24 protein-coding genes, 1 pseudogene and 1 other annotated feature are annotated in these 22,394 nt (G+C 37.2%); of the genes and pseudogenes, 19 read left to right on the forward strand and 6 right to left on the reverse strand.

The window, feature by feature from the left end; genetic code table 11:
- Positions 1-66: 66 nt before the first annotated feature.
- The 4 genes and pseudogenes from DS031_RS11195 to DS031_RS23960 form a co-directional block, all read left to right on the forward strand.
- Positions 67-450, forward strand: a complete 384-nt coding sequence (locus tag DS031_RS11195; protein WP_113806169.1) for a hypothetical protein — start codon at positions 67-69, stop codon at positions 448-450.
- Between the two features lie 513 nt (positions 451-963).
- Complete coding sequence (gene ilvD / locus DS031_RS11200; protein WP_113806170.1) at positions 964-2,667, forward strand: dihydroxy-acid dehydratase; 1,704 nt, start codon at positions 964-966, stop codon at positions 2,665-2,667.
- A gap of 117 nt (positions 2,668-2,784) precedes the next feature.
- A complete protein-coding gene (locus tag DS031_RS23955) occupies positions 2,785-3,255 on the forward strand; it encodes a hypothetical protein (RefSeq protein ID WP_220182084.1) in 471 nt (156 codons plus the stop codon).
- Between the two features lie 65 nt (positions 3,256-3,320).
- Positions 3,321-3,641, forward strand: a pseudogene (locus DS031_RS23960) (vanadium-dependent haloperoxidase); the annotation flags it as partial.
- A gap of 21 nt (positions 3,642-3,662) precedes the next feature.
- Here the strand turns inward: DS031_RS23960 and DS031_RS11210 are convergent.
- A complete protein-coding gene (locus tag DS031_RS11210; protein WP_113806171.1) occupies positions 3,663-3,947 on the reverse strand; it encodes a YciI family protein in 285 nt (94 codons plus the stop codon).
- Positions 3,948-4,110: 163 nt separating this feature from the next.
- Positions 4,111-4,330 (forward strand) — a binding site (T-box leader).
- Between the two features lie 132 nt (positions 4,331-4,462).
- Here DS031_RS11210 and proB point away from each other — a divergent pair.
- From proB to DS031_RS11230, 4 genes are all read left to right on the forward strand, one after another.
- A complete protein-coding gene (proB, locus tag DS031_RS11215; protein WP_113806172.1) occupies positions 4,463-5,584 on the forward strand; it encodes a glutamate 5-kinase in 1,122 nt (373 codons plus the stop codon).
- 26 nt (positions 5,585-5,610) lie between these two features.
- A complete protein-coding gene (locus DS031_RS11220; protein WP_113806173.1) occupies positions 5,611-5,820 on the forward strand; it encodes a hypothetical protein in 210 nt (69 codons plus the stop codon).
- Positions 5,821-5,845: 25 nt separating this feature from the next.
- Positions 5,846-6,619: a class I SAM-dependent methyltransferase gene (locus DS031_RS11225; RefSeq protein WP_113806174.1), complete on the forward strand. Its 774-nt coding sequence runs from the start codon at positions 5,846-5,848 to the stop codon at positions 6,617-6,619.
- A 218-nt stretch (positions 6,620-6,837) separates the two neighbouring features.
- The gene (locus DS031_RS11230) at positions 6,838-7,077 is read left to right on the forward strand and encodes a YhdB family protein (RefSeq protein WP_113806175.1); all 240 of its coding nucleotides are present in this window, start codon (positions 6,838-6,840) and stop codon (positions 7,075-7,077) included.
- A 55-nt stretch (positions 7,078-7,132) separates the two neighbouring features.
- On the opposite strand, the gene DS031_RS11235 is transcribed toward DS031_RS11230, so the two are convergent.
- Positions 7,133-7,312 (reverse strand): H-type small acid-soluble spore protein, encoded by a 180-nt coding sequence (locus DS031_RS11235; protein ID WP_113806176.1) that lies wholly within the window; start codon positions 7,310-7,312, stop codon positions 7,133-7,135.
- 146 nt (positions 7,313-7,458) lie between these two features.
- Here DS031_RS11235 and DS031_RS11240 point away from each other — a divergent pair, with 146 nt between their 5' ends.
- The 5 genes from DS031_RS11240 to kapB all read left to right on the forward strand — a co-directional run bounded on the left by DS031_RS11240 (position 7,459) and on the right by kapB (position 11,633).
- Positions 7,459-8,625: an LL-diaminopimelate aminotransferase gene (locus DS031_RS11240; protein ID WP_113806177.1), complete on the forward strand. Its 1,167-nt coding sequence runs from the start codon at positions 7,459-7,461 to the stop codon at positions 8,623-8,625.
- Positions 8,626-8,756: 131 nt separating this feature from the next.
- A complete protein-coding gene (gene trhO / locus DS031_RS11245) occupies positions 8,757-9,743 on the forward strand; it encodes an oxygen-dependent tRNA uridine(34) hydroxylase TrhO (RefSeq protein WP_113806178.1) in 987 nt (328 codons plus the stop codon).
- Between the two features lie 149 nt (positions 9,744-9,892).
- Positions 9,893-10,231, forward strand: a complete 339-nt coding sequence (locus DS031_RS11250; protein WP_113806179.1) for a hypothetical protein — start codon at positions 9,893-9,895, stop codon at positions 10,229-10,231.
- A gap of 51 nt (positions 10,232-10,282) precedes the next feature.
- Positions 10,283-11,218, forward strand: coding sequence for an oxygen-dependent tRNA uridine(34) hydroxylase TrhO (trhO, locus tag DS031_RS11255; RefSeq protein ID WP_113806180.1), 936 nt, complete (start codon positions 10,283-10,285; stop codon positions 11,216-11,218).
- Between the two features lie 19 nt (positions 11,219-11,237).
- The gene (gene kapB / locus DS031_RS11260) at positions 11,238-11,633 is read left to right on the forward strand and encodes a kinase-associated lipoprotein KapB (RefSeq protein WP_113806181.1); all 396 of its coding nucleotides are present in this window, start codon (positions 11,238-11,240) and stop codon (positions 11,631-11,633) included.
- Positions 11,634-11,662: 29 nt separating this feature from the next.
- Here kapB and DS031_RS24445 read toward each other — a convergent pair whose 3' ends face one another.
- Together DS031_RS24445 and DS031_RS11265 are read right to left on the reverse strand one after the other, a co-directional pair.
- Positions 11,663-11,797, reverse strand: a complete 135-nt coding sequence (locus DS031_RS24445) for a hypothetical protein (protein ID WP_281269116.1) — start codon at positions 11,795-11,797, stop codon at positions 11,663-11,665.
- Between the two features lie 74 nt (positions 11,798-11,871).
- Positions 11,872-12,366, reverse strand: a complete 495-nt coding sequence (locus tag DS031_RS11265) for a L,D-transpeptidase family protein (RefSeq protein WP_113806182.1) — start codon at positions 12,364-12,366, stop codon at positions 11,872-11,874.
- 127 nt (positions 12,367-12,493) lie between these two features.
- On the opposite strand from DS031_RS11265, the gene DS031_RS11270 reads away from it, so the two are divergent.
- Both DS031_RS11270 and DS031_RS11275 read left to right on the forward strand, forming a co-directional pair.
- A complete protein-coding gene (locus DS031_RS11270) occupies positions 12,494-13,711 on the forward strand; it encodes an EAL domain-containing protein (RefSeq protein WP_113806183.1) in 1,218 nt (405 codons plus the stop codon).
- Positions 13,712-13,830: 119 nt separating this feature from the next.
- A complete protein-coding gene (locus DS031_RS11275) occupies positions 13,831-14,580 on the forward strand; it encodes a DeoR/GlpR family DNA-binding transcription regulator (protein ID WP_113806243.1) in 750 nt (249 codons plus the stop codon).
- Positions 14,581-14,623: 43 nt separating this feature from the next.
- Here the strand turns inward: DS031_RS11275 and DS031_RS23665 are convergent, their stop codons facing one another.
- On the reverse strand, positions 14,624-14,782 hold the full coding sequence (locus DS031_RS23665; RefSeq protein WP_181833125.1) for a hypothetical protein: 159 nt from the start codon (positions 14,780-14,782) through the stop codon (positions 14,624-14,626).
- Between the two features lie 90 nt (positions 14,783-14,872).
- Here DS031_RS23665 and DS031_RS11280 point away from each other — a divergent pair, with 90 nt between their 5' ends.
- The 3 genes from DS031_RS11280 to DS031_RS11290 all read left to right on the forward strand — a co-directional run bounded on the left by DS031_RS11280 (position 14,873) and on the right by DS031_RS11290 (position 16,562).
- A complete protein-coding gene (locus DS031_RS11280; protein ID WP_113806184.1) occupies positions 14,873-15,667 on the forward strand; it encodes a thymidylate synthase in 795 nt (264 codons plus the stop codon).
- Complete coding sequence (locus tag DS031_RS11285; protein ID WP_113806185.1) at positions 15,664-16,149, forward strand: dihydrofolate reductase; 486 nt, start codon at positions 15,664-15,666, stop codon at positions 16,147-16,149. Before DS031_RS11280 ends, DS031_RS11285 begins: the two co-directional genes overlap by 4 nt.
- A 269-nt stretch (positions 16,150-16,418) precedes the next feature.
- Positions 16,419-16,562: a YycC family protein gene (locus DS031_RS11290; protein WP_113806186.1), complete on the forward strand. Its 144-nt coding sequence runs from the start codon at positions 16,419-16,421 to the stop codon at positions 16,560-16,562.
- A gap of 69 nt (positions 16,563-16,631) precedes the next feature.
- On the opposite strand, the gene gltC is transcribed toward DS031_RS11290, so the two are convergent.
- On the reverse strand, positions 16,632-17,534 hold the full coding sequence (gene gltC / locus DS031_RS11295) for a glutamate biosynthesis transcriptional regulator GltC (protein WP_113806187.1): 903 nt from the start codon (positions 17,532-17,534) through the stop codon (positions 16,632-16,634).
- A 203-nt stretch (positions 17,535-17,737) separates the two neighbouring features.
- Between gltC and gltB the strand changes: the two genes are divergently transcribed.
- Positions 17,738-22,372, forward strand: a complete 4,635-nt coding sequence (gltB, locus tag DS031_RS11300; RefSeq protein ID WP_113806188.1) for a glutamate synthase large subunit — start codon at positions 17,738-17,740, stop codon at positions 22,370-22,372.
- Positions 22,373-22,394: the final 22 nt, after the last annotated feature.

The following is a 22,394-nucleotide window of genomic DNA, read 5'->3' on the forward strand; positions in this document are numbered from 1 at the left end:
TCGTACTTATATACGTACAATTATAACAAAATGTTTCAAAAATATTTAAATTGGGGGGAATGTTGAATGAATATCAATCAAATGCTACGAGAAGAAATGAAGGTAAGTGGATATACTTTTAAAATGTTAAACTTCCTTATTCAAGACGAGAATGACTTTGAAAATTTCTTTTACAATTACTATACAGATCATGGCAGAGCCTTCTTTGAAATGGCAGCTTATCGCCAAGATAAGATTGAACAAATGAATGTACAGCAATCGGAATTTGAAGCAATGTTTCAAGAGAATAAGAAAGAAGCTCTTGAGCAGTTATTCCAACATCCTGTTGAGAGTAGTGATGTTGAATTTTTAAATAAAAAGATCGAAGAGAACAAAATAACTGTTGAAGAGCTTTTTAAGCTTCATAAGGGAAACCCTGAGTACAGATTAATGAGTCATTTATTACAATAGAAGGAGTGGTTTAAATGAATGCTAATGATTTTTGGGAGGCAATCATGACTGAAGAGGAGATGGAGTATCTGAATGAGAAGTATGAAGAAGTGTTAAATAATGAGGATAATTAGAAACTGTTTACTTTCTAATTAGACCCCTTTATAATAATATTAAATAAGAAGAAAATAGTACGGTTTTCAATGTTAAATAGTATTAAAATTCCCCTTGGTAGCAACGAAAAAGCGTAAATTGTATAACGGTGATATTAAAACAGATCTTTATCAATATTGGGGACCAAAGCCTCCAAAAAATGAATAGTTTTTTAAAAAAAGGACAGCATGAGGAGAGCTGTTCTTTTTTTGTTTAGCTGTGCAAATACTTTACATACAGATCGTGTGAAAAGGAGGGTTATTCAGATATTTTTAATGAAATTTTTCTGAATAGGTTGAAATATGTGATAAAGTATCGTAAGGTGTATGATAAATCATTCAAGAAGTTAATAAAATAAAACTTCGGAAGGGAAGATGGAAAATGTCAAACAATACATCAGAATCACAAGATTTAAGAATCCGAAGTAAGGTAATTAGCGAGGGAACGAATCGAACGGCAAATCGGGCGATGCTGCGTGCTGTTGGATTTGCCGATGAGGATTTTAAAAAGCCAATGATTGGAGTTGCGAGCACGTGGAGTGAAGTAACACCGTGTAACATACATATTGATAAGCTGGCAATTGCAGCGAAAACTGGAGCGAAAGAAGGCGGCGGCGCTCCGATGATTTTTAATACGATTACGGTTTCTGACGGCATTTCGATGGGAACACCTGGTATGCGCTACTCTCTGCCAAGTCGGGAAGTTATTGCTGATTCGATTGAAACCGTAGTAGGCGGCGAAAATTTAGATGGATTTGTAGCAATTGGCGGCTGTGATAAAAATATGCCCGGATGTATGATTGCAATCGGACGTGCAGAAGTGCCGGCGGTGTTTGTTTACGGAGGGACGATTAATCCGGGAAAATTACATGGGAAAGATATTGATATTGTCTCTGCGTTTGAAGGTGTTGGACAGTATAATAAAGGGTTAATTGATAAAGAAGAGCTTCATGAAATTGAATGTCACGCATGTCCCGGAGCCGGATCCTGCGGCGGCATGTATACAGCTAACACAATGGCATCTGCGATTGAAGCGATGGGCATGAGCTTACCTGGAAGTTCTTCAAATCCTGCAGAAAGCTCTTATAAAGAAGAAGATTGCTTTAAAGCAGGTGATGCGGTTTTGAATTTACTGCGTCAAGACATTTATCCAAAAGATATTATGACGAAAAAAGCGTTCGAAAATGCAATTACAGTTGTGATGGCACTTGGCGGTTCCACTAATGCTGTTCTTCACTTATTAGCGATTGCAAATGCTGTAGAGGTAGAATTAAGTTTAGACGATTTTGATCGCATTCGCAAAAAAGTACCGCACATTGCCGACCTTAAGCCGAGCGGCAAATATGTAATGAAAGATTTACACGATGTTGGCGGTGTGCCTGCGGTCATGAAGGAGCTTCTTAAAGCAGGCTTACTGCACGGCGACTGTCTCACTGTAACAGGTAAAACGCTTGCCGAAAACTTAGAAGAAATGCCTGGGTTAGCAAAAGATCAAGATGTAATTAAACCTCTTGATAAGCCTTTAAAAGAAGAAGGTCCACTCGTTATATTAAAAGGGAATTTAGCGCCAGAGGGTGCGGTTGCGAAGATGTCTGGTTTAAAAGTGAAAACACATACAGGACCAGCGCGTGTGTTTGATTCAGAAGAGGAAGCGACAAATGCGCTATTAAATGATGAGATTCAACCTGGTGACGTTCTTGTTATCCGCTATGTTGGACCAAAAGGCGGTCCTGGTATGGCTGAAATGCTTTCAATTACAGCAATACTAATCGGAAAAGGATTAGGAGAAGAAGTTGGTTTATTAACAGACGGCCGCTTCTCAGGAGGAAGCCATGGATTAGTTGTTGGGCATATTGCTCCTGAAGCACAAGTTGGCGGTCCAATTGCGTTTTTACAAGATGGTGATGCTGTAACAATTGACAGTATAAAACAAGAATTATCATTTAAAATTACAGAAGAAGAATATGAGAGACGCAAAAAAGAATGGGTACAGCCGCCGCTAAAAGTAACGAAGGGTATTCTCGGTAAATATGCAAAGCTTGCTTCTTCTGCTTCAAAAGGAGCCGTTACAGATTTAACAGAATAACAGATAAGAGGTGAACAAAATTTGTTCGCCTCTTTCTTATTTATAAGGAAGTTTATTCACTCTTAAAGAAGTTTTTCATATAAAATAATTATATGATAAGAAAAGTGAGTGAAATCGATGAAACGAAACTATAAATTATGGTCAACTCTGCCGTATGCAGGTGAAAAAACGCCGCCAGAAAATCCTGAAGAACGATACGCAGGGCGGTGGCCGTTATGTTTTTTAAAGCGGAATGAAAAAGGAATGATAACAGATGCTGATGGGTGTCCGATTCAATTAATTCGTCATCCTAATAAAATAAGCTGGGAAAAAGAGCTTGAATATGTAAAAGCGGCACTTAAAAAGAAAAATGATAAAGAAATCAACATCGCAAAATATTGGGGAACAGGGGTTGCTACAAAACAATGGACGCCTATTATGGATCGTTTAATCGATACGTACAGCGGTGATGAACAGCCGATGACAGCAGCGAGAGCAGGACGCATATTAGCTGCTGTTCATTCAGCAATAAACGATGCATTTGTTGTCACATGGTTATTGAAATATAACTTAAATGTCGCGCGCCAAATCAGCTTGATCCTTCTTTAGCCACAGTTGTTTGTACACCAAGACATCCAACTTATCCATCTGGTCATGCCGCTGTTTCCGGCTGTACTGCCGAGGTGCTTAGTTACTTTTTTCCTGGTGAAGCGAAACGGTTAAGAGAATTGGCAGAGGAGTGTACAGATGCACGTTTATTTGGAGGTGTTCATTTTCCAATCGATAATTCTGAGGGATTAAGACTTGGAAGAGAGGTTGCCCGCGCTGCTATAAACGTACTAGAAAATCAGAAACGGGGAAATGAAAAGCCTATTGATTTTCCGTATCACCGCACACTACATGCTGAGCTGCCGCCGCCTTCCTATAAGCAGGTGATTGATTTTGATTTTAAAACTCAATGTACTTCAAAACTGAAACGAAAAAAATCTAAATAAAGAGAGGGGGTCACCCTCTCTTTATTTAATTGCTTTATATAATGCTTCTTTATTAAATACCCATTCATGGATTTCGAAATCTCGTGCTTTTAATTGTACGTATGGATCTTCTTTGGCATAAGCTGTTGCCTCTTCTAATGAATCAGCTTGGTAAATAATGAGTCCGCCTGCACCATCTGCAAAGCGTCCATATGTAAAGACTTTTCCTTCTTCTGTTAGTTTTTCTAAGTAAGCTAAATGTTCCGGGCGGTATTTTTGACTTAATTCTTCATCGCGCATTGAAAGAAAAACGGCATAATAATTCATTCATACTCCTCCTTATAAATAATTCTATTTCTCTTAAACTATATCAAAAAAACACAATTTTATATAGTAAAACTCTTTTAGATGATGGTTTTTTCGAAAAAGAATGGAAAGCAGCTATTGACAGCATAAATGTCTCTGTAAGATAATATAAAAAATTAATGTAACGATTGCAATGAAAGGGACTAGTAGATCTATGAATGATAATGAAAGAGAGTGGAGCTCACCAGGCTGAAAGGCTCCATCATTATGTAAGATCGAACCTGCTCTTGAGCTGTTGAGGCTGTAAACCTCAACCGTTTACCGGCGTTATCGGTGCAAAGAGGGCTGTTTTTATGAACAGTCAAGTAAAGGTGGTACCGCGGAGTAACCCTTCCGTCCTTTTTATGAAGGATTGGAAGGGTTTTTTATTTCAAAGCAAGCCATTTTTATGTGAATAAATAGGAAGCCATCGATAAGAATGATTGATAAATTGATCATGGCGATTAGTGAATCCCAATGGTAAAGGATGAAGAGTGATGAAAAAACAGCGGATTGTTGTAAAAATAGGAAGCAGCTCACTAACAAATGCAAATGGAGGGCTTTCAGATGAAAAAATGCGCGAACATTCAAGTGCGATTGCAAAGCTTAAATCACTTGGACATGAAGTTGTATTGATTTCATCAGGTGCGGTTGCAGCTGGATTTACGGATTTAGGATATCCAACAAGACCTGTGACAATTGCCGGAAAACAATCAGCGGCTGCGGTTGGACAAGGCTTACTAATGCAGGCGTATGGTGAATTATTTAAGAGGTACAGCATTGTAACCGCCCAGCTGCTGTTAACAAGAAATAATTTTTTAAATAAAGATCAATATAAAAATATTTTTCAAACCTTTTCTGAACTGCTGCAGCGCGGTGTTCTGCCAATTGTAAATGAAAATGATTCCGTTGCAGTGGAAGAATTAACGTTCGGGGACAACGACATGCTGTCTGCGCTTGTAAGCGGAATTGTTAACGCTGATTTATTAATTATTTTAACGGATATTAATGGATTATTTGATAAAAATCCAAAAACCTCGCCTGATGCCAAAAAATATCATTACCTGCCGGAGATTTCAGAAGGTATTTTAAAAAGTACAGGTGCGGAAGGTTCAAAATTTGGTACCGGCGGTATGAAATCAAAAGTTGAAGCTGCTCAAACCGCGTTATCTCTTGGTATCAATAGCTTTATTGGAACAGGTCAAGGCGAGGATAAACTTCTTGATATTTTGGAAGGAAAAGGGGACGGTACTTATATTGGATTTTCGAATGCGCAAAGCATGAAAAATACAAAACAGTGGATTGCCGTTCATTCAGAAGTGGCAGGGGAAATAATGGTTGATGAAGGAGCAGAAGAAGCATTATTAAAGCGCGGAAAAAGTCTACTGCCGGCAGGAATTGTAAGCGTAAAAGGAAGTTTTAAAGCTTCTGATGTAGTGAATGTGTTAAATGAAAAAGGTAAAATTATTGGTAGAGGTCAGGTAAATTATCCAGCAGACGAGCTTCATGAAATAAAGGGAAAGCCTAGTAATGAAGCGCAAAAACATACAAGCCGCACGTCTGCCGAGGTAATCCATCGCAATAATTGGGTGACAGTAATGAAAGAGCAGTTTAATTAATTTTAATGAGGAATGGGAGCGTTCGTATGAATAAAGAACAAGTTATAGCCGCACTTGAAGAAAGAAAGTTAAAAGATATTATTGAATTAATTGAAGATGCAGAAGAAGGATATCTAGAGGAGTTAGAATTAGTGGAATCTGTCGGTCTTGTTTACGGAGATGAGTTGAATAAAGCAGTTTTAGACCTTCTCCAGTCATTAGGTGTAACATTAATTTATGTAACAGATGATGAATAATAAACAGTAGAAAAGAGTTTTGGATATGCTTGTAACAACTGCTGGAAGAACAACTGAACAGCTTATTACTAGGGCGAAACGAGTAGCTGATGAGTTAGAAATATTATATCGAGATCGGCATGATGCGTCGATCAATCGCATGCAGCAGCAATATAAAGAGGATGTTTTCGTGGTCGGTAAAGATCGATATGTCATTTATCCACTTAACAGCAGTGAGCCAATTTTTTTTCATCCCAATTCAGCAATGTTCCGAATAAAGAGGCTGATGAAAGGGGAACATGATCCTTTTATTCAATCTGCAGGTTTAAAACACGGCATGACCATATTAGATTGTACACTGGGACTTGGCTCGGATAGTATTACTGCAAGCTATGTTGTTGGAAAAAAGGGTAGAGTGATCAGTCTTGAAGGGAATTGTTATTTAGCTTATCTTGTTAAAAACGGTTTGCAAAGCTGGGATAGCGGAAGCGATGAAATTAATAAAGCGATGCGGGCGATTGAAGTAAAACATGTACAACTTGAAAATTATTTAGCGAAACTTGAGGAAAATAGCGTGGATATCGTTTATTTTGATCCAATGTTTGAAGAAGCTGTATCGTCTTCAGATGGTATTAAAGGACTTAGACATTACGCCATTTATTCTGAGCTTACCGAACAAACATTACATGAGGCAAAACGAGCTGCCAAGAAACGTATTGTTTTAAAAGACCACTGGAAAAGTACTCGTTTTAAGCAGTTTGGTTTTGATGTGCATATTCGTCCCACGTCTAAATTTCACTTTGGTGTAATCGAGCTTTAAACAAAAGGATTGAAGCCTATACGAGTTGCTGCTATTGTAGCCGGAATCTGATTTTTCTTCTATGATAGCAGCAATTAATAAATAAAAGTTAACAAAATTTCACGTACTATATTAAAAGTAAAATTGGATAAATATCGATATAATGAAAAAAATTTATAAGGCTAAGGATGATGATTTGTCAAATACTATTGTTACACTCCTCCAAAGGGGGAATGGGAGTGGACATTACAGATTACGATAAAACACTGTATTATTTACACCGCTTAGATTGTTATGAGCTTTTAAATTTAATGAGCCGTACAGATGATGATTTATTATCAAAAAAAATTGAAAAATTTGTACAGTCATATATGCACGAGCCGCAATTTTTTAAAGTGAAAAAAACACAAGAATCTTTATTAGTATATTTAGATCATTGCTTTTCAACAACTCCAGTTTTTTTAGAACAAGAATTATAAGTGATAAAAGCAAAGTCATGTTAAATGGCTTTGCTTTTTAAAAATCAATTTTAAATTATTGTTCCACTAACTTATCTAAAGGAATAACATGTTCGTCATCTGGTTTGTCTCTCGTATATATTCTAGCTGTTTTTGCATCTTTATCTATCGTTTGAATCCAGACAGGTACCCCGTTATAATGGACAACAATTTCTTCTCCAGCATTAAGGATTTGTTCAGCTCGGTTTACGTTCATGTTTGTTTTTGAACTCCCTTCAAAAAATTACTTTTATAGTATGTTCAATCCCTGATTAACTATGTGTAAAAAAGTAATAACTCTTCTCTTGATATGGTACTATTGGAGTTGAAATAATAACTGTTTTTTCTTGAAAGGAGCTTCTTATGACTATTCAAACATCCTTGCTTTTAAATCGTTTTCAAACAAGTGTATTTACGGAGTTATCAACATATAAGAATCAAAAAAAAAATCAAGGTATAGAAATGATTGATTTAAGCATCGGCAGTCCTGACCAAGCACCACCATTCTTTATAATGGAAAAATTAGTAGAAATGATTCAGAATACTGCGCAGTATGGTTATACGTTATCAGGAATTAAAGATTTCCATGAAGCGGTTCAAGCTTATTATCAAAAAAAGTTTCATGTTCCTTTACATACAAACGAGGAAATCCTTTTATTAATGGGTTCACAAGACGGTCTTGTTCATTTACCGATGGCATTATGTAATTATGATGATGTTATTTTAGTACCAGACCCGGGTTATACTGCTTATCAAGCAGGAGTTTATATGGCAGGCGCCAATATTTATCCAATGCCGTTAAAAGAAGAAGAAGGTTTCCTGCCAAATTTAAAAGAAATTCCAAATGCAGTGGCGGAAAAAGCAAAACTAATGATTTTGAATTTTCCAGGTAATCCAGTGCCGGCCCTTGCAGATCGAGCTTTCTTTGAAGAAGTTGTTGCTTTTGCAAAAAAGCATCATATTGTTGTTCTTCATGATTTTGCCTATTCAGACCTCGTATTTGATGGCAAAAAGCCAATTAGCTTTCTTGAAATTGAAGGAGCGAAAGACATTGGAGTAGAATTTCATTCATTGTCAAAGAGCTATAATATGGCAGGTTGCCGGATCGGATATGGTGTTGGCAATGCTGAAGTGTTAGCAGCGCTTGCTAAATTAAAGTCTAATTTAGATTACGGGGTGTTTGAGCCGGTTCAGCATGCTGCCGCACACGCATTATTATATGGTGAAGACTTTTTAAAGGAAAATGCTGCACTTTATCAGGAAAGAAGAGATGTACTTGTTGATGGTCTTAGATCGATTGGCTGGAAAGTGAAAAAACCTGGTGCAACGATGTTTGTTTGGGCAGCTGTTCCGACAGGCTATCGTTCAACAGAGTTTGCTTACGAGTTAATTGATCGTGCTGGTGTTGTTGTTGTACCGGGAAACGCTTTTGGGGAGCATGGAGAAGGCTATGTGCGAATTGCCTTAGTTCAGCCTGTTGAAACTTTAAAAAAAGCTGTCCAGCGCATTGCAGAAGCTAATATTTTTTAAAAAACTTCAGATTCTCTTTTAAAAATAAACATTTTCTGTTATAATAATTTGTCGTTAAGTATATTTTCACTATATTGAGGAAGAACATTAGAAAATTCCTTAACTATTTTGCAGATAGGTGGAGGATACACATGAGTAATGAAACGAATTACAGAGTACTTTTATATTATCAATATGTAAAAATTGAAAATCCTGAGCAGTTTGCTGCAGATCATTTAAGTTTTTGTAAAGAACTTGGCTTAAAAGGACGCATTTTAGTCGCTGAAGAAGGAATTAATGGAACGGTTTCAGGTACAATTGAACAAACAGATGCTTACATGCAGCATATGCATGAAGATCCTCGTTTTAAAGATACATGGTTTAAAATAGATGAAGCAGAAGGACATGCGTTTAAGAAAATGCATGTACGGGCACGTCCTGAATTAGTAACACTTCGTTTAGAAGACGATCATGATCCAAATGAAATTGGCGGCAAACATTTGTCCCCAAGAGAATGGAATGAATTATTAAAGCAAGCAATGGAAGATGACGATATTATTATTCTTGATACGCGAAATGACTATGAGTATGAAGTAGGTCATTTCCGCGGCGCAATTCGCCCGGATATTAAATCATTCCGCGATTTACCTGAGTGGATTGAAGAAAATCTTGCTGATAAAAAAGATAAGAAAATTTTAACATACTGTACAGGCGGTATTCGCTGTGAGAAGTTTACTGGTTATATGATGAAAAAAGGGTTTAAAGACGTAAACCAGCTTCACGGCGGTATCGTCTCTTACGGAAAAGATCCGGAAGTACAAGGTGAACTTTGGGATGGACAGTGTTACGTGTTTGACGGTCGTATTGCTGTGCCAATTAACCGTAAGGACCATGTTGTCGTTGGAAAAGACTACTTTACAGGAGAGCCTTGTGAGCGTTACGTTAATTGTGCAAACCCTGAATGTAACAAACAAATTTTAAGTTCAGAAGAAAATGAACACAAATATTTGCGTTCATGTTCACATGAATGCCGCGTTCACCCTCGTAATCGTTATGTAGAGGAACACGGGTTAACACCTGAAGAAACAGCAGAAAGAATTAGTAAGCTTCAAACTGAAAGTGCAGCACAGGAAGCTTAAATAAAAAGAGGGTCGAATGCCGCGGCCCTCTTTTTAGTGCATATTAAATGGAACCTTATTCACTCTTATTATTTTGTTTTCATGGTACAATATGAGCAAATAGCTGTGTTTATTGCTTTATCAATCATTGAAGATTGGAGTGAAAACATATGAAGAGTAAAGATTTTGTTTTAATGGAGCTTCATCATCAATTAATTTTATTAGCAGATGAATACAGCTCAGACATGCATCGCTCCTTGAAGGAATTTAATGATCTATTAAAAGCAAGATATGAAACAATGATGCTGAAAATTGAAGGCGATTATGAGTTGGATGAAACAGAAGCTAATGAACTGTATCATCTTTTGCATGCAGCTTATGAACGTAATCTAGAACAACAAGACATTTGTTTTCAAGCAAGTTTTGAATATTGCTATCCTGTGTTAAAAGAGAAACTTTTAGAACGAGAGCTAAGAAAAAATTATCGTCAGCATACAAATGATCATTAATTTTAATAATCACTAACATGGCATAATAATGTGCAGATAGGATGAATAAGAATGACGAATAACAAACAATATCGTGTACTGCTTTTTTATAAATATGTTCAAATTGAAGATCATGAATATTTTGCAAAGAAGCATTTGAAGTTTTGTAAGGAGCTTGGTTTAAAAGGTCGTATTTTAGTCGCTGAAGAAGGTATTAATGGTACAGTATCAGGGACAATTGAGCAAACAGAGGCGTATATGAAACATATGCACGAAGACGTCCGCTTTCACGATATATGGTTTAAAATAGATGAAGCAGAAGGTCACACGTTTAAAAAAATGCATGTGCGTCCGCGCTCAGAACTTGTAACACTTAAATTAGAAGACGATCATAACCCAAATGAAGTTGGCGGTAAGCATTTATCAGCGAAAGAGTGGAATGAATTATTAAAACAAGCGATGGAAGATGAGGATATTATTATTCTTGATACTCGCAATGATTATGAGTATGAACTAGGTCACTTCCGCGGCGCGATTCGTCCTGACATTAAATCCTTCCGTGAACTGCCGGAATGGATTGAAGAAAACTTAGGTGATAAAAAAGATAAGAAAATTTTAACATACTGTACAGGCGGCATTCGCTGTGAGAAGTTTACGGGTTATATGGTGAACCAAGGCTATAAAGATGTGAATCAACTTCATGGTGGTATCGTTTCTTATGGGAAAGATTCAGAAGCACAAGGTGAATTTTGGGATGGGAAGTGCTTTGTATTTGATGACCGCTTAGCAGTCGATATTAACCGTACTAGTGGTGCAACTATTTTAACGAACTGTCATTACTGCGGCAAACCAGAATATCGTTATGTAAACTGCGCGAATCCGGAATGCGATTATCTTCACATTAGCTGTAAAGAATGTGAAGAACGTAATCACCGTTCTTGTTCTGCAAAGTGTAAAGAACACCCTGAAAATTTATATCGAAAAGAAAATATGAAGCAGGAAGTTTAAAGAAAAGGTGTTGAGTGCAATGAACAGCCAACTGCAAGCTGGAACGATTGTAACAGTCTTATACAAAACAGGAAAGTATGTCGGTGAGTTAATTGAAATACGGGAACGGCATGGAAAAGGAATTGTAAAAGTGTTAGCTGTATTAAAGCACCCGACACAAGGAGATTTGCATAATCCATTTCAAACGGAAAACGTCTTTTTTCATCAGCGAAAAGCGCTCGCATTTAATGAGAAAGCAGCCATTCCTTTTTCGGCAATTAAACCGTATAACGAGGAAGAAATTCCAGAATATAAAGCATCTCTACAGCAATCTATAACATTACAACAAAACGAACTGCGTGCTAAAAATGATCAATGGTCTGCTATGTCATTAAAGCAATTAGAAGAATTAAAAAACGAATATTTTAAACAATAAAGCAGCGGAGCTTTCCGCTGCTTTATTGTTTATTCATGACTTTTCATTTTTTTTGCTTCTACTTCTGCATAGGAAGCAAATTCAGTATCCTGCGAACGCTTTTGCATTTCTTTTGCATTGTTATTGCGCTGTGCATTGGCATTTCCTTTCTTTTGACGGCCCATTTTGTCAACTCCTTTACTATGTATGATCCCTACATATTTTGCCGCTTTTAAACTAAATTATGTGCGCTTATTTACTAGAAGTGGATATAAACCCCTGTGCCGATTGGAACAATGCTTGCCATCTCCTCAACATCGCGATTATACATTCTTATACAGCCTCGTGAAACCGCTTTTCCAATAGAAGCAGGATCATTTGTACCATGAATGCCGTAATGCTGCTTTGATAAACTCATCCACATCGTTCCAAATGGACCACCTGGATTTGGCGCTTTATTTATAATAATAAATTGTCCAACTGGGGTTTGATGAAGTACTCTTCCAACAGCAATTGGATACGTTTTTATAACTTTTCCATTATTTTTTAATGTTAAAATACGCTGTGAAGTTGAGATGTCAATTGAATAAGAAATCGTATCAGGAGAAGGGTAGCCAGGGATGATGAGCATTTGACCAACAACAATTATATTAGGATCTTGAATATGGTTTGCTTTAATGATTTCCTGCATATTCTTTCGATAATCTACGGCAATTGAATAAAGTGTTTCGCCCCGCTTTACGATATGTTTCATAGTAAAGCTCCTCTCTTATGAGATAAGAAACAATTGGAAAAATTTTTAATGCTACTATAAACATATTTGCTTCTTCATGGTATAATAATCATTATTTTCGGAATCATTTTCTGTGGGGTGCGTGTAAATGGATGCATTGGACATCATTTCAAATATTGAACAAACAAAGCCATATTTTCAACCAATTATTAGTGCTGAAGAACAAGCGGTCATTGGATATGAAGTGTTAGGGAGAATTGAAACGAAGAAAGGTGTAGAAAGTTTAGGTTTTTTCTTTCATGATGAAACGGTTCCTGATGAATATCGCTTAGAAGTTGATGATTATATACGAGAAAAAGCAATTCAGTATATATTAAAAGATGCAAAAGATCATCTGCTTCTCTTTTTAAATTTTAATGTAAACTTATTAATGCTCGATCGCGGCGAGGCATTTTTAACTCAGTTAAATCGTTATAAAGATCATGGTTTAGATTTTAGTCGTATTGTCGTAGAAATTACTGAACATGATTACAGCGGGGATATTCATCAGTTATGTCATCTTATTAATTATTTTAAAGCACTCGGTATAAAGGTCGCGGTTGATGACATCGGCAAAGGAGCAAGTAATTTAGATCGAATTGGTTTGCTGAAGCCGGATATTTTAAAAGTAGATCTCGAGGTTTTAAACAACCCATCTGAGTCGCATCGTGATATTTTATATTCATTGGCGATGCTTGCTAGAAAAATTGGCGCAAGCTTACTTTACGAAGGTGTAGAAGATATTCTTCATTTAAATTATGCGTGGAGAAATGGCGGGCGCTATTATCAAGGCTATTATCTTGCACGACCAAAAGAAAATTTTGTGGATATTGATTTTTGTAAACAAACACTAGGAGCAGAATTTCATCAGTTTATTCTTCATGAAAAAACGAAAATTGAAGCCCAGTATAAATTATCAGAGAATTTAAACACCCGCTTAGTAACAACGTTGAAAAAAGTCAAACATATTACAGAGCTTGATCAAACATTGGTTCATATTGCCGAAGAATTATCTGATTTGTCATTTAGGCTGTATATATGTAATGAAGATGGTTTTCAAGAGTCGGCCAATGTGGTGAAACAGAGTGATCAAACATGGGCGCTGCAGCCAAATTATAAAAATAAAAACTGGAGCTGGCGCCCTTACTTTTTAGAGAACATTGCTCGAATGAACTATGAGAAAAAGGGAATTTTATCAGACCTTTACAGTGATATTGAGACAGATGAAATTATTCGCACCTACTCGTTCCCGATGGACAATGGCTTATACTTATTTATTGATATTTCCTATGCTTTTTTATATGAACAAGATGGGCTGCTGGAATAGCCATGCATAAAAAGGTTGACTCTATGGAGTTAACCTTTTTTTATCAATAATTTTATTGGTGATCTTTTATTTGTGACGTTATAATAATGTTAAAGAATGGTACAGGAGATGAAGAAGAGATGTTAACACCAGAAAGACACCGAATTATTTTAGAAATCCTTGAAGAAAAACAAATTGTAAAACTGCATGATTTAGTTGAAGCAACCTCATCTTCTGAATCAACAATTCGCAGAGATTTAGTTCAGTTAGAAAGTCAACGACTATTAAAACGGGTTCATGGAGGGGCTTCACTGCTTCAAAAAAATCGCATTGAGCCGAGTATAAGTGAAAAATCAACAAAACATTTAAATGAAAAACAACTTATTGCAAAATATGCTGCAAAGCTGGTAAGAGACGGCGATTCGATTTTTTTAGATGCGGGTACAACAACAATGCAAATGATTGAATCTTTAAATCAACGAGATATTACGGTAGTAACAAACGGTCTTACATTAATTGAACCTTTATTAGAAAAAAATATTGAAACGTATTTAATAGGTGGATCCATTAAAGGAAAAACACGCGCACTTATCGGTCACAGTGCCCTTAAAACATTGGAAAATTATCGATTCGATAAAGCGTTTATGGGAATGAACAGTGTTCATTCGGAATACGGATATACAACGCCAGATCCAGAAGAAGCGCTTATAAAAAATACAGCAATGTCGCTTGCTAAAAAAGCATATGTTCTTATTGATCAATCAAAGTTTGGTGAAGTTTCTTTTGCAAAAGTAGCCGATCTTAATCAAGCAGTAATCATTACGACTGAACCGCATGAAGATCTTATTGAATATAAGCGGAAAGCAGAAGTCATTATCGTTAATGAATAAAGTCAGCTTATGAGTAAGCTGACTTAAACAGTAATAAGGGACATTACCTTTTCGTGTTTGATTTTTTTGCACGCGCAGCGTCTTGGCTGTACACTTCTCCCGCAAATTCAGTATCAGGTGAGTTTCCTAACGGATTAACACTTGATTGTGGGCGTCTACCCGCATCATTAATTTTTTGTGGATTTGTTTTAGTTTTAGCCATCATTGTTCACCTCCATTTTATAATCTCTCCTGAAAATAAAAATGTATGTTAAAATAGTAAGGTTGATTTTAATTGAGAGGATGGTTACTCATGAAACAATATCTCGATTTATGTGAGCATATTTTAGAAAACGGAGTAAAAAAAGAAGATCGGACAGGCACAGGCACCATTAGTGTTTTTGGTTATCAAATGCGCTTTAATTTACAAAAAGGCTTTCCGGTTTTAACAACGAAAAAGCTTCATTTACGTTCCATAATTCATGAATTGTTATGGTTTTTACAAGGGGATACAAACATTAAGTATTTAAAAGATAACAACGTAAGAATTTGGGACGAGTGGGCAGATGAAAACGGCAATTTAGGTCCGGTTTACGGCTATCAATGGCGTTCATGGCCAACACCAAATGGAGAGTCGATTGATCAAATTTCAAAGCTGATCGAGCAAATTAAAACAAATCCTGATTCAAGAAGGCTGATTGTTAGTGCTTGGAATGTTGCCGATGTAGATAATATGGCGCTGCCGCCGTGTCATACGATGTTTCAGTTTTATGTAGCGGAAGGAAAATTATCATGTCAGCTTTATCAGAGATCGGCCGATGTTTTTTTAGGAGTGCCATTCAATATCGCCTCCTACGCACTGCTTACAATGATGGTTGCGCAGGTGTGTGACTTGGAGCCGGGTGAGTTTATTCACACATTTGGTGACACACATATTTACTTAAATCATATTGAACAGGTGAAATTACAGTTAACACGCGAACCAAAGCCGCTTCCGGAGATGAAAATTAACCCGAAAGTAAAAAATATCTTTGATTTTAAATTTGAAGATTTTGAGCTTGTCGGTTATGACGCACATCCTCATATTAAAGGAGAAGTATCTGTATGATTTCATTAATTTGGGCAATGGGGCAAAATCAAACAATCGGTAAAGATAATGACATGCCGTGGCATCTGCCGGCAGATCTTGCTTATTTTAAAAAAGTAACGTCAGGTCATACCGTTTTAATGGGCAGAAAAACGCATGAATCAATTGGTAGACCGCTTCCAAACCGCAAAAATATTATTATTACAAATAATAAAGCTTATAAAGCGGAAGGATGCATCGTTGTTCATTCAGTTAAAGAAGCGTTAACACATACAAAAGAAGATGAAGTGTTTGTAATCGGCGGCGCACAAATTTACGAAGTGTTTTTGCCATTTGCTGATCGCCTTTACGTCACACACATTAAACAGGATTTTGATGGAGATGCTTTTTTTCCTCTATTTGATTTAAATGAATGGATGCTTGTTTCAGAAGAACAAGGAATCAAAAGCGAAAAAAATCCCTATCATTATAAATTTCTTGTATATGAGAAAAACTTGAATTAGCTATTAAAAGTAAGTAAGGATCCTAATACCTTGCTTGCTTTTTCTTTATCGCTCACTAAAATGTAAAGTATAAGTGAAAAAGACGTAAAAAATACATCTATATTAATGAAGGAAAAAACGTTTTCACGATGTTTTATAAAAATATAAAAGTAAAAAGACGTTCAAGAAATTAAAAACGTTTCTGTCCTGCAGCAGAAGAAGTGTTAAAAACAATACCAGGGGATAAACATTTCTGTTAAGATAGAAGAAAAAGTGAAGGAGAGGATCGTATGAAACCATTGCAGCTTTCTCCGGAAACCGCCGTTAAGCTTGCAGAAAAGCTTAACGTACCGCTTGAACAATTAATGCACATGCCTCAGCATATATTAGTGCAAAAATTAATGGAACTGGAAAAAGAAGCGGAAAATAAATAATAAGAAGAGGATGACTCCAAAGGATAAGGTTTATCCCTCATGCGTCATCCTCTTCCATCATGTGAGCAGTTAGCGACCAAAGCGATTAAGCACATCATAAAAGTCTTTTAGAAACTCAAAAAATAATTTTTCTGATGGAGCTAAGTCACGGTTTTTAGGGGTTATCACTCCGACTGTGCGGGTTACATTTGGTTCACTAATTGGTATTTTTACCGTTTCTCGTGGGACGTTATCAATTAAAGTAACCTCTGGAAGCAGGCTAACGCCAAGTCCTGCTGATATTAAGCCTTTAATAGATTCAGTATCTTCACCTTCAAAAGCAACATGAGGCCTGAAGCCAACTTGTTTGCAGGCATTTACGACAATTTCACGTAAGGCTAAATCTTCGCGAAACAAAACAAATGGATCATTACGTAATTGTTCTAAACGAATGCTGGGTAATTCAGCAAGATGATGATCCATTGGTAATAAAGCCATTAATCGCTCCGTAAAGAAAATATTTCCTTTTACTTCCTTATGAGTTGGAACTGGGGCAATAAAGGATAAATCAATGTCTCCTTTGATAACAGCTTTTATAAGCTGTTTTACAGTAGCCTGCCTCAATTGAAAGCCGATTTTAGGGTGCTGTTCACGAAATGCAGAAATAACAGTAGGTAATGTATTGGATGCTAAACTATTTGGAAAACCAATTCTGATTGTTCCAGATTCAGGATCGAGAAATTCATCTACTTTTTGTTTTGCTCGTTCGATTTCATTTAATCCAATTTCTACATGTTCAAGAAAAATTCTTCCGACAGTCGTTAATTTTACGTTTCGTCCTTCTCTCATAAATAACTCTACGCCTAATTCGTCCTCTAGGTTTGCGATTTGTCTGCTGACAGCTGATTGCGCTACATGAAGTGCATCGGCAGCTTCGGTTACATGCTCTCTTGTAGCCACTTCAATAAAATATTTAATCTGTCTTAATTCCATAATATCCCTCCAAAAAACGAATTCATCTCAATTTGAGATCAATTATATCTAAATTATATATTGAAAGTATCAATTAATAAATATAGAATTAAAGATACAGAAAATTATTATTATTATTTCGCTATTATAAAACATAAATAAGTCGAAATTTTTTTTGACTTAATATAAAGCAAGAGGGAAATCCCAGAGGAGGGGTGGAGTCCATGAAACAAACAGAATTCCAAAAAACAGGATTACCAAACAAACAAGGTCTTTATGACCCAAATTTTGAACATGATGCATGCGGAATCGGGCTTATTGCAAATTTAAAAGGAAAGCCAGCCCACGATATCGTAACACAAGGTGTAAATATGCTTACTAAGCTTGAGCACCGCGGTGGACAAGGAAGTGATCCAGCAACTGGTGATGGTGCTGGTATTATGCTTCAAATTCCACACGATTTCTTTGTGAAAGAATGCGAGAAAGTAAACATTAACCTACCAGAAAGAGATAAATATGGTGTAGGTATGGTGTTCTTCCCAATGGATGGGGAAAAACGCATGGCTTATGAAAAGAAATTTGAAACAATTATTGAAGAAGAAGGTCAACAATTTCTTGGCTGGAGAACTGTTCCAGTAAATAATGTAACACTTGGAAAAGGCGCGAAAGCATCACAGCCTTTCGTACGTCAAGTCTTTATTGGTGCAGCTGAAGAATTAAACGATCAGCTCGCGTTTGAAAGAAAATTATATGTGATTCGTAAACGAGTTGAAAAAGCAGTTGTAGAATTAAACAAGCATGAAGCAGACTTCTATGTTGCAAGTCTTTCAAGCCGTACAATCGTTTATAAAGGGATGTTAACTCCTGAACAGCTTGATACATTCTATATGGACCTTCAAGATGAAGGTTTTGAATCTGCGTTCTCGCTTGTACACTCTCGTTTTAGTACAAATACATTCCCAAGCTGGAAACGTGCGCACCCGAACCGTTATTTAATTCATAATGGGGAAATTAACACATTAACAGGTAATGTAAACTGGATGTATGCTCGTGAACAAGTTGCAAAATCAGATGTATTTGGTGAAGATATGGAGAAAATCTTCCCGATTATTGACACGGATGGCAGTGACTCATCTATGCTTGATAATGCACTTGAATTTTTATCACTAGCAGGTCGCTCATTACCGCATGCGGCAATGATGATGATTCCTGAGCCTTGGGATAAAGATGAAAACATGACAGATCCGAAAAAAGCATTCTATGAGTACCACAGCAATTTAATGGAGCCATGGGATGGCCCAACGGCGATTTCATTTACAGATGGCCGTCAAATCGGAGCGATTCTTGACCGTAATGGTCTTCGTCCGGCTCGTTATTATGTAACGACTGATGATACAATTATTTTCTCATCTGAAGTTGGTGTTATTGATGTTGAGCCAGAAAGAGTTGTACGTAAGGAGCGCTTAAGTCCAGGGAAAATGCTTCTTATTGATTTAGAAGAAGGCCGCATCATTGCAGATGAAGAGCTTAAACATACGATTACGAGCGAGCAGCCTTACCGTGAGTGGTTAGATAACAACCTTCTTCACGTTAATGAACTACCAAAAGCAAATGCTGAGATTGAATACAGCAGTGATGAGCTGTTAACGCGTCATAAAGCATTTGGCTACACATATGAAGAACTATCTAAAAATATTGCACCAATGGTTTCAGAAGGTAAAGATCCGATCGGTGCGATGGGAGCAGATACACCGCTTGCTGTATTATCTGATCGCCCGCAGTTATTATATAACTATTTCAAACAATTATTCGCGCAAGTAACAAACCCACCAATTGATGCGATTCGTGAAGAGTCAGTTACATCAACAATGACAACAATTGGTGCAGAAGGAAATCTTCTTGATCCAACACCAGAAAGCTGTAGAAGAATCCGATTAGAAACACCAATTATTACTGATGCAGCATTAGCTTCGTTACGTGCGCTAAAAGAAGCAGAGTTTAAATCTACTACACTACCAATTCTCTTTAATGCGGTTAAAGGTGAAGAAGGTTTAGAGACTGCGCTTAATGAACTTTTCGCAGCAGCTGATGCAGCGATTGAAAAAGGAAATACATTACTTGTGTTATCTGATCGCGCGATGAATGATGTGAATGCACCAATTCCAGCATTACTTGCTGTCAGCGGACTTCATCACCACCTTGTAAATGCAGGTACACGTACAAAAGTAAGTTTGATCGTTGAATCTGGTGAACCACGTGATGTTCATCATCTAGCAATGCTCGTTGGTTATGGTGCTGATTTAATCAACCCGTACGTGGCAATGGCATCAATTAAAGAAATGATTAAAGAAGATATCCTAAAAGATATCTCCTATGAAGCTGCCCTTGAAAAATATATTAAAGCAGCAACAAGTGGTATCGTTAAAGTAATGGGTAAAATGGGGATTTCAACGGTTCAAAGTTACCGTGGTGCTCAAATCTTTGAAGCAATTGGTGTTTCATCTGAGGTGATTAACCGTTACTTTACGCGAACAGCATCTCAAATTGACGGTATTGATTTAGCGATTATTGCCAAAGAGGCGCTTCTTCGTCATGAACAAGCATTTAACAATCATGAATATAACGATAAAGTGTTAGATGCGGGAAGTGAACTGCAGTGGCGTCATGATGGCGAATACCATGCGTTTAATCCAAAAACAATTCATACGCTTCAGCATTCAACTCGTACTGGAAACTATGAATTATTTAAAGAATACACAAAAATGGCAGACGAAGAGCAAGTGGCGTTTTTACGCGGAGCATTTGACTTTAAGACTGATAATTCAATTCCTCTTGACGAAGTTGAGTCAATTGAATCGATTATGTGCCGCTTTAAAACAGGTGCAATGTCTTATGGTGCCTTAAGTAAAGAAGCGCACGAAGCGTTAGCGATTGCGATGAACCGTATTGGTGGTAAAAGTAACAGCGGTGAAGGTGGAGAAGATTATGACCGCTTTACGCCAGATGAAAACGGAGATTTACGCCGCAGTGCGATCAAGCAGGTTGCGTCAGGTCGTTTTGGTGTAACGAGCAACTATTTAGTAAATGCCGATGAAATTCAAATTAAAATGGCACAAGGTGCAAAACCAGGTGAAGGTGGTCAATTACCATCAAAGAAAGTATATCCATGGGTTGCTGAAGTTCGTGGCTCAACCCCAGGTGTAGGCTTAATTTCACCACCGCCGCACCATGATATTTATTCAATTGAAGATTTAGCACAGCTAATTCATGACTTAAAGAACGCCAATCCGAAAGCACGTATTAACGTTAAGCTTGTTGCGAAAGCTGGTGTTGGTACAATCGCAGCCGGTGTTGCGAAAGGCCTTGCAGACGTGATCTTAATTAGCGGCTATGAAGGTGGAACAGGTGCATCACCGCGTACAAGTATTAAACACGCTGGTTTACCGTGGGAGTTAGGTTTAGCAGAAGCGCATCAAACACTTATTTTAAATGATTTACGTGATCGTGTTGTATTAGAAACTGACGGTAAAATGATGACTGGTCGTGACGTAGTTGTTGCAGCATTACTAGGTGCTGAAGAGTATGGATTTGCGACTGCACCGCTTGTTATTCTTGGCTGTATTATGATGCGCGTATGTCATATGGATACATGTCCAGTAGGTGTAGCAACACAAGATCCGGAACTTCGTAAAAAGTTTACGGGTACAGCCGATCATGTTGTAAACTATATGAAGTTTATTGCACAAGAAGTGCGTGAATTAATGGCACAGCTTGGCTTTAGAACAATTGATGAAATGATTGGACGCACAGATGTTTTAACAGTAAAAGAACGCGTAAAATCACACTGGAAAGCAAAATCACTTGATTTAACAACATTGTTATACCAACCTAAAGTAAATGAAGGCTTTGAGCGTTACAACGTTCGTGCGCAAAATCATGGTCTTGAAAAATCACTTGATATGCGTGAAATCTTACCGGCAGTTAAGTCTGCTTTAGAAACAGGGCAGCCTGTTGAAGCAGATTTCACAATTACGAACATTGACCGTGTTGCTGGAACAATTTTAGGAAGTGAAATTACGACTAAATATGGTGAACATGGTTTACCTGAAGATACAATTCGTCTTAACTTTAAAGGTTCTGCTGGACAAAGTTTTGGTGCCTTCGTTCCAAAAGGTGTTACAATGACACTGGAAGGCGACAGCAATGACTATATCGGTAAAGGTTTATCAGGCGGTAAAATTATCGTTCGTCCTTCTGAAAAGTCAACATTTAAAGCAGAAGACAATATTATTATCGGTAACGTAGCATTCTTTGGGGCAACTTCTGGTGAAGCGTATGTTCGTGGTATTGCGGGTGAGCGTTTCTGTGTAAGAAACAGCGGTGTTCATGCAGTTGTTGAAGGTGTTGGTGACCATGGCTGTGAATATATGACAGGCGGCCGTGCGGTTATCTTAGGTGAAGTAGGGAAAAACTTTGCTTCAGGTATGTCAGGCGGTATTGCATATGTACTTGCTGACGATTTCGAAGAGTTTAAACAGCGCTGCAACCAAGAGCTTGTTTCATTAGATGCACTTGATAATTTTGAAGAGATTAATCGTGTGAAAGAAATGATTCAAAAGCACGTGAATTATACAGGCAGCACACGCGGTCAAGAAGTGTTAGATAACTGGAGTGACATGGTACCGAAATTCGTAAAAGTAATTCCGAACGAATTTAAAGTGATGTTAGAATCAATTGAACAGTTTAAAAAGTCTGGATTACAAGAGAAAGACGCTATAATGGCTGCATTTGAAGAGAATAAAAAGAAAAGTGCACAAAAAACAGAGAAGAAAGATGTACTTCAACCTGTTCAGAACTAAAGGTTGTATTTAAGGAGGGGAG

The organism is Bacillus taeanensis, from assembly GCF_003318295.1.
GTDB lineage: Bacteria > Bacillota > Bacilli > Bacillales > UBA6769 > Maribacillus > Maribacillus taeanensis.

What these genes read in the sequence shown, in the direction of transcription:
- trhO (WP_113806180.1), top strand. Translation starts at nt 10,283, where the DNA reads ATGACGAATAACAAACAATATCGTGTACTGCTTTTTTATAAATATGTT.
- DS031_RS11240 (WP_113806177.1), top strand. Translation starts at nt 7,459, where the DNA reads ATGACTATTCAAACATCCTTGCTTTTAAATCGTTTTCAAACAAGTGTA.
- DS031_RS11235 (WP_113806176.1), bottom strand. Translation starts at nt 7,312, where the DNA reads ATGAACGTAAACCGAGCTGAACAAATCCTTAATGCTGGAGAAGAAATT.
- kapB (WP_113806181.1), top strand. Translation starts at nt 11,238, where the DNA reads ATGAACAGCCAACTGCAAGCTGGAACGATTGTAACAGTCTTATACAAA.
- gltC (WP_113806187.1), bottom strand. Translation starts at nt 17,534, where the DNA reads ATGGAATTAAGACAGATTAAATATTTTATTGAAGTGGCTACAAGAGAG.
- DS031_RS11195 (WP_113806169.1), top strand. Translation starts at nt 67, where the DNA reads ATGAATATCAATCAAATGCTACGAGAAGAAATGAAGGTAAGTGGATAT.
- DS031_RS11225 (WP_113806174.1), top strand. Translation starts at nt 5,846, where the DNA reads ATGCTTGTAACAACTGCTGGAAGAACAACTGAACAGCTTATTACTAGG.
- DS031_RS24445 (WP_281269116.1), bottom strand. Translation starts at nt 11,797, where the DNA reads ATGGGCCGTCAAAAGAAAGGAAATGCCAATGCACAGCGCAATAACAAT.
- DS031_RS11285 (WP_113806185.1), top strand. Translation starts at nt 15,664, where the DNA reads ATGATTTCATTAATTTGGGCAATGGGGCAAAATCAAACAATCGGTAAA.
- DS031_RS23665 (WP_181833125.1), bottom strand. Translation starts at nt 14,782, where the DNA reads ATGGCTAAAACTAAAACAAATCCACAAAAAATTAATGATGCGGGTAGA.
- DS031_RS11280 (WP_113806184.1), top strand. Translation starts at nt 14,873, where the DNA reads ATGAAACAATATCTCGATTTATGTGAGCATATTTTAGAAAACGGAGTA.
- ilvD (WP_113806170.1), top strand. Translation starts at nt 964, where the DNA reads ATGTCAAACAATACATCAGAATCACAAGATTTAAGAATCCGAAGTAAG.
- proB (WP_113806172.1), top strand. Translation starts at nt 4,463, where the DNA reads ATGAAAAAACAGCGGATTGTTGTAAAAATAGGAAGCAGCTCACTAACA.
- DS031_RS11275 (WP_113806243.1), top strand. Translation starts at nt 13,831, where the DNA reads ATGTTAACACCAGAAAGACACCGAATTATTTTAGAAATCCTTGAAGAA.
- DS031_RS11220 (WP_113806173.1), top strand. Translation starts at nt 5,611, where the DNA reads ATGAATAAAGAACAAGTTATAGCCGCACTTGAAGAAAGAAAGTTAAAA.
- DS031_RS11290 (WP_113806186.1), top strand. Translation starts at nt 16,419, where the DNA reads ATGAAACCATTGCAGCTTTCTCCGGAAACCGCCGTTAAGCTTGCAGAA.
- DS031_RS11265 (WP_113806182.1), bottom strand. Translation starts at nt 12,366, where the DNA reads ATGAAACATATCGTAAAGCGGGGCGAAACACTTTATTCAATTGCCGTA.
- DS031_RS23955 (WP_220182084.1), top strand. Translation starts at nt 2,785, where the DNA reads ATGAAACGAAACTATAAATTATGGTCAACTCTGCCGTATGCAGGTGAA.
- DS031_RS11210 (WP_113806171.1), bottom strand. Translation starts at nt 3,947, where the DNA reads ATGAATTATTATGCCGTTTTTCTTTCAATGCGCGATGAAGAATTAAGT.
- DS031_RS11270 (WP_113806183.1), top strand. Translation starts at nt 12,494, where the DNA reads ATGGATGCATTGGACATCATTTCAAATATTGAACAAACAAAGCCATAT.
- DS031_RS11250 (WP_113806179.1), top strand. Translation starts at nt 9,893, where the DNA reads ATGAAGAGTAAAGATTTTGTTTTAATGGAGCTTCATCATCAATTAATT.
- gltB (WP_113806188.1), top strand. Translation starts at nt 17,738, where the DNA reads ATGAAACAAACAGAATTCCAAAAAACAGGATTACCAAACAAACAAGGT.
- trhO (WP_113806178.1), top strand. Translation starts at nt 8,757, where the DNA reads ATGAGTAATGAAACGAATTACAGAGTACTTTTATATTATCAATATGTA.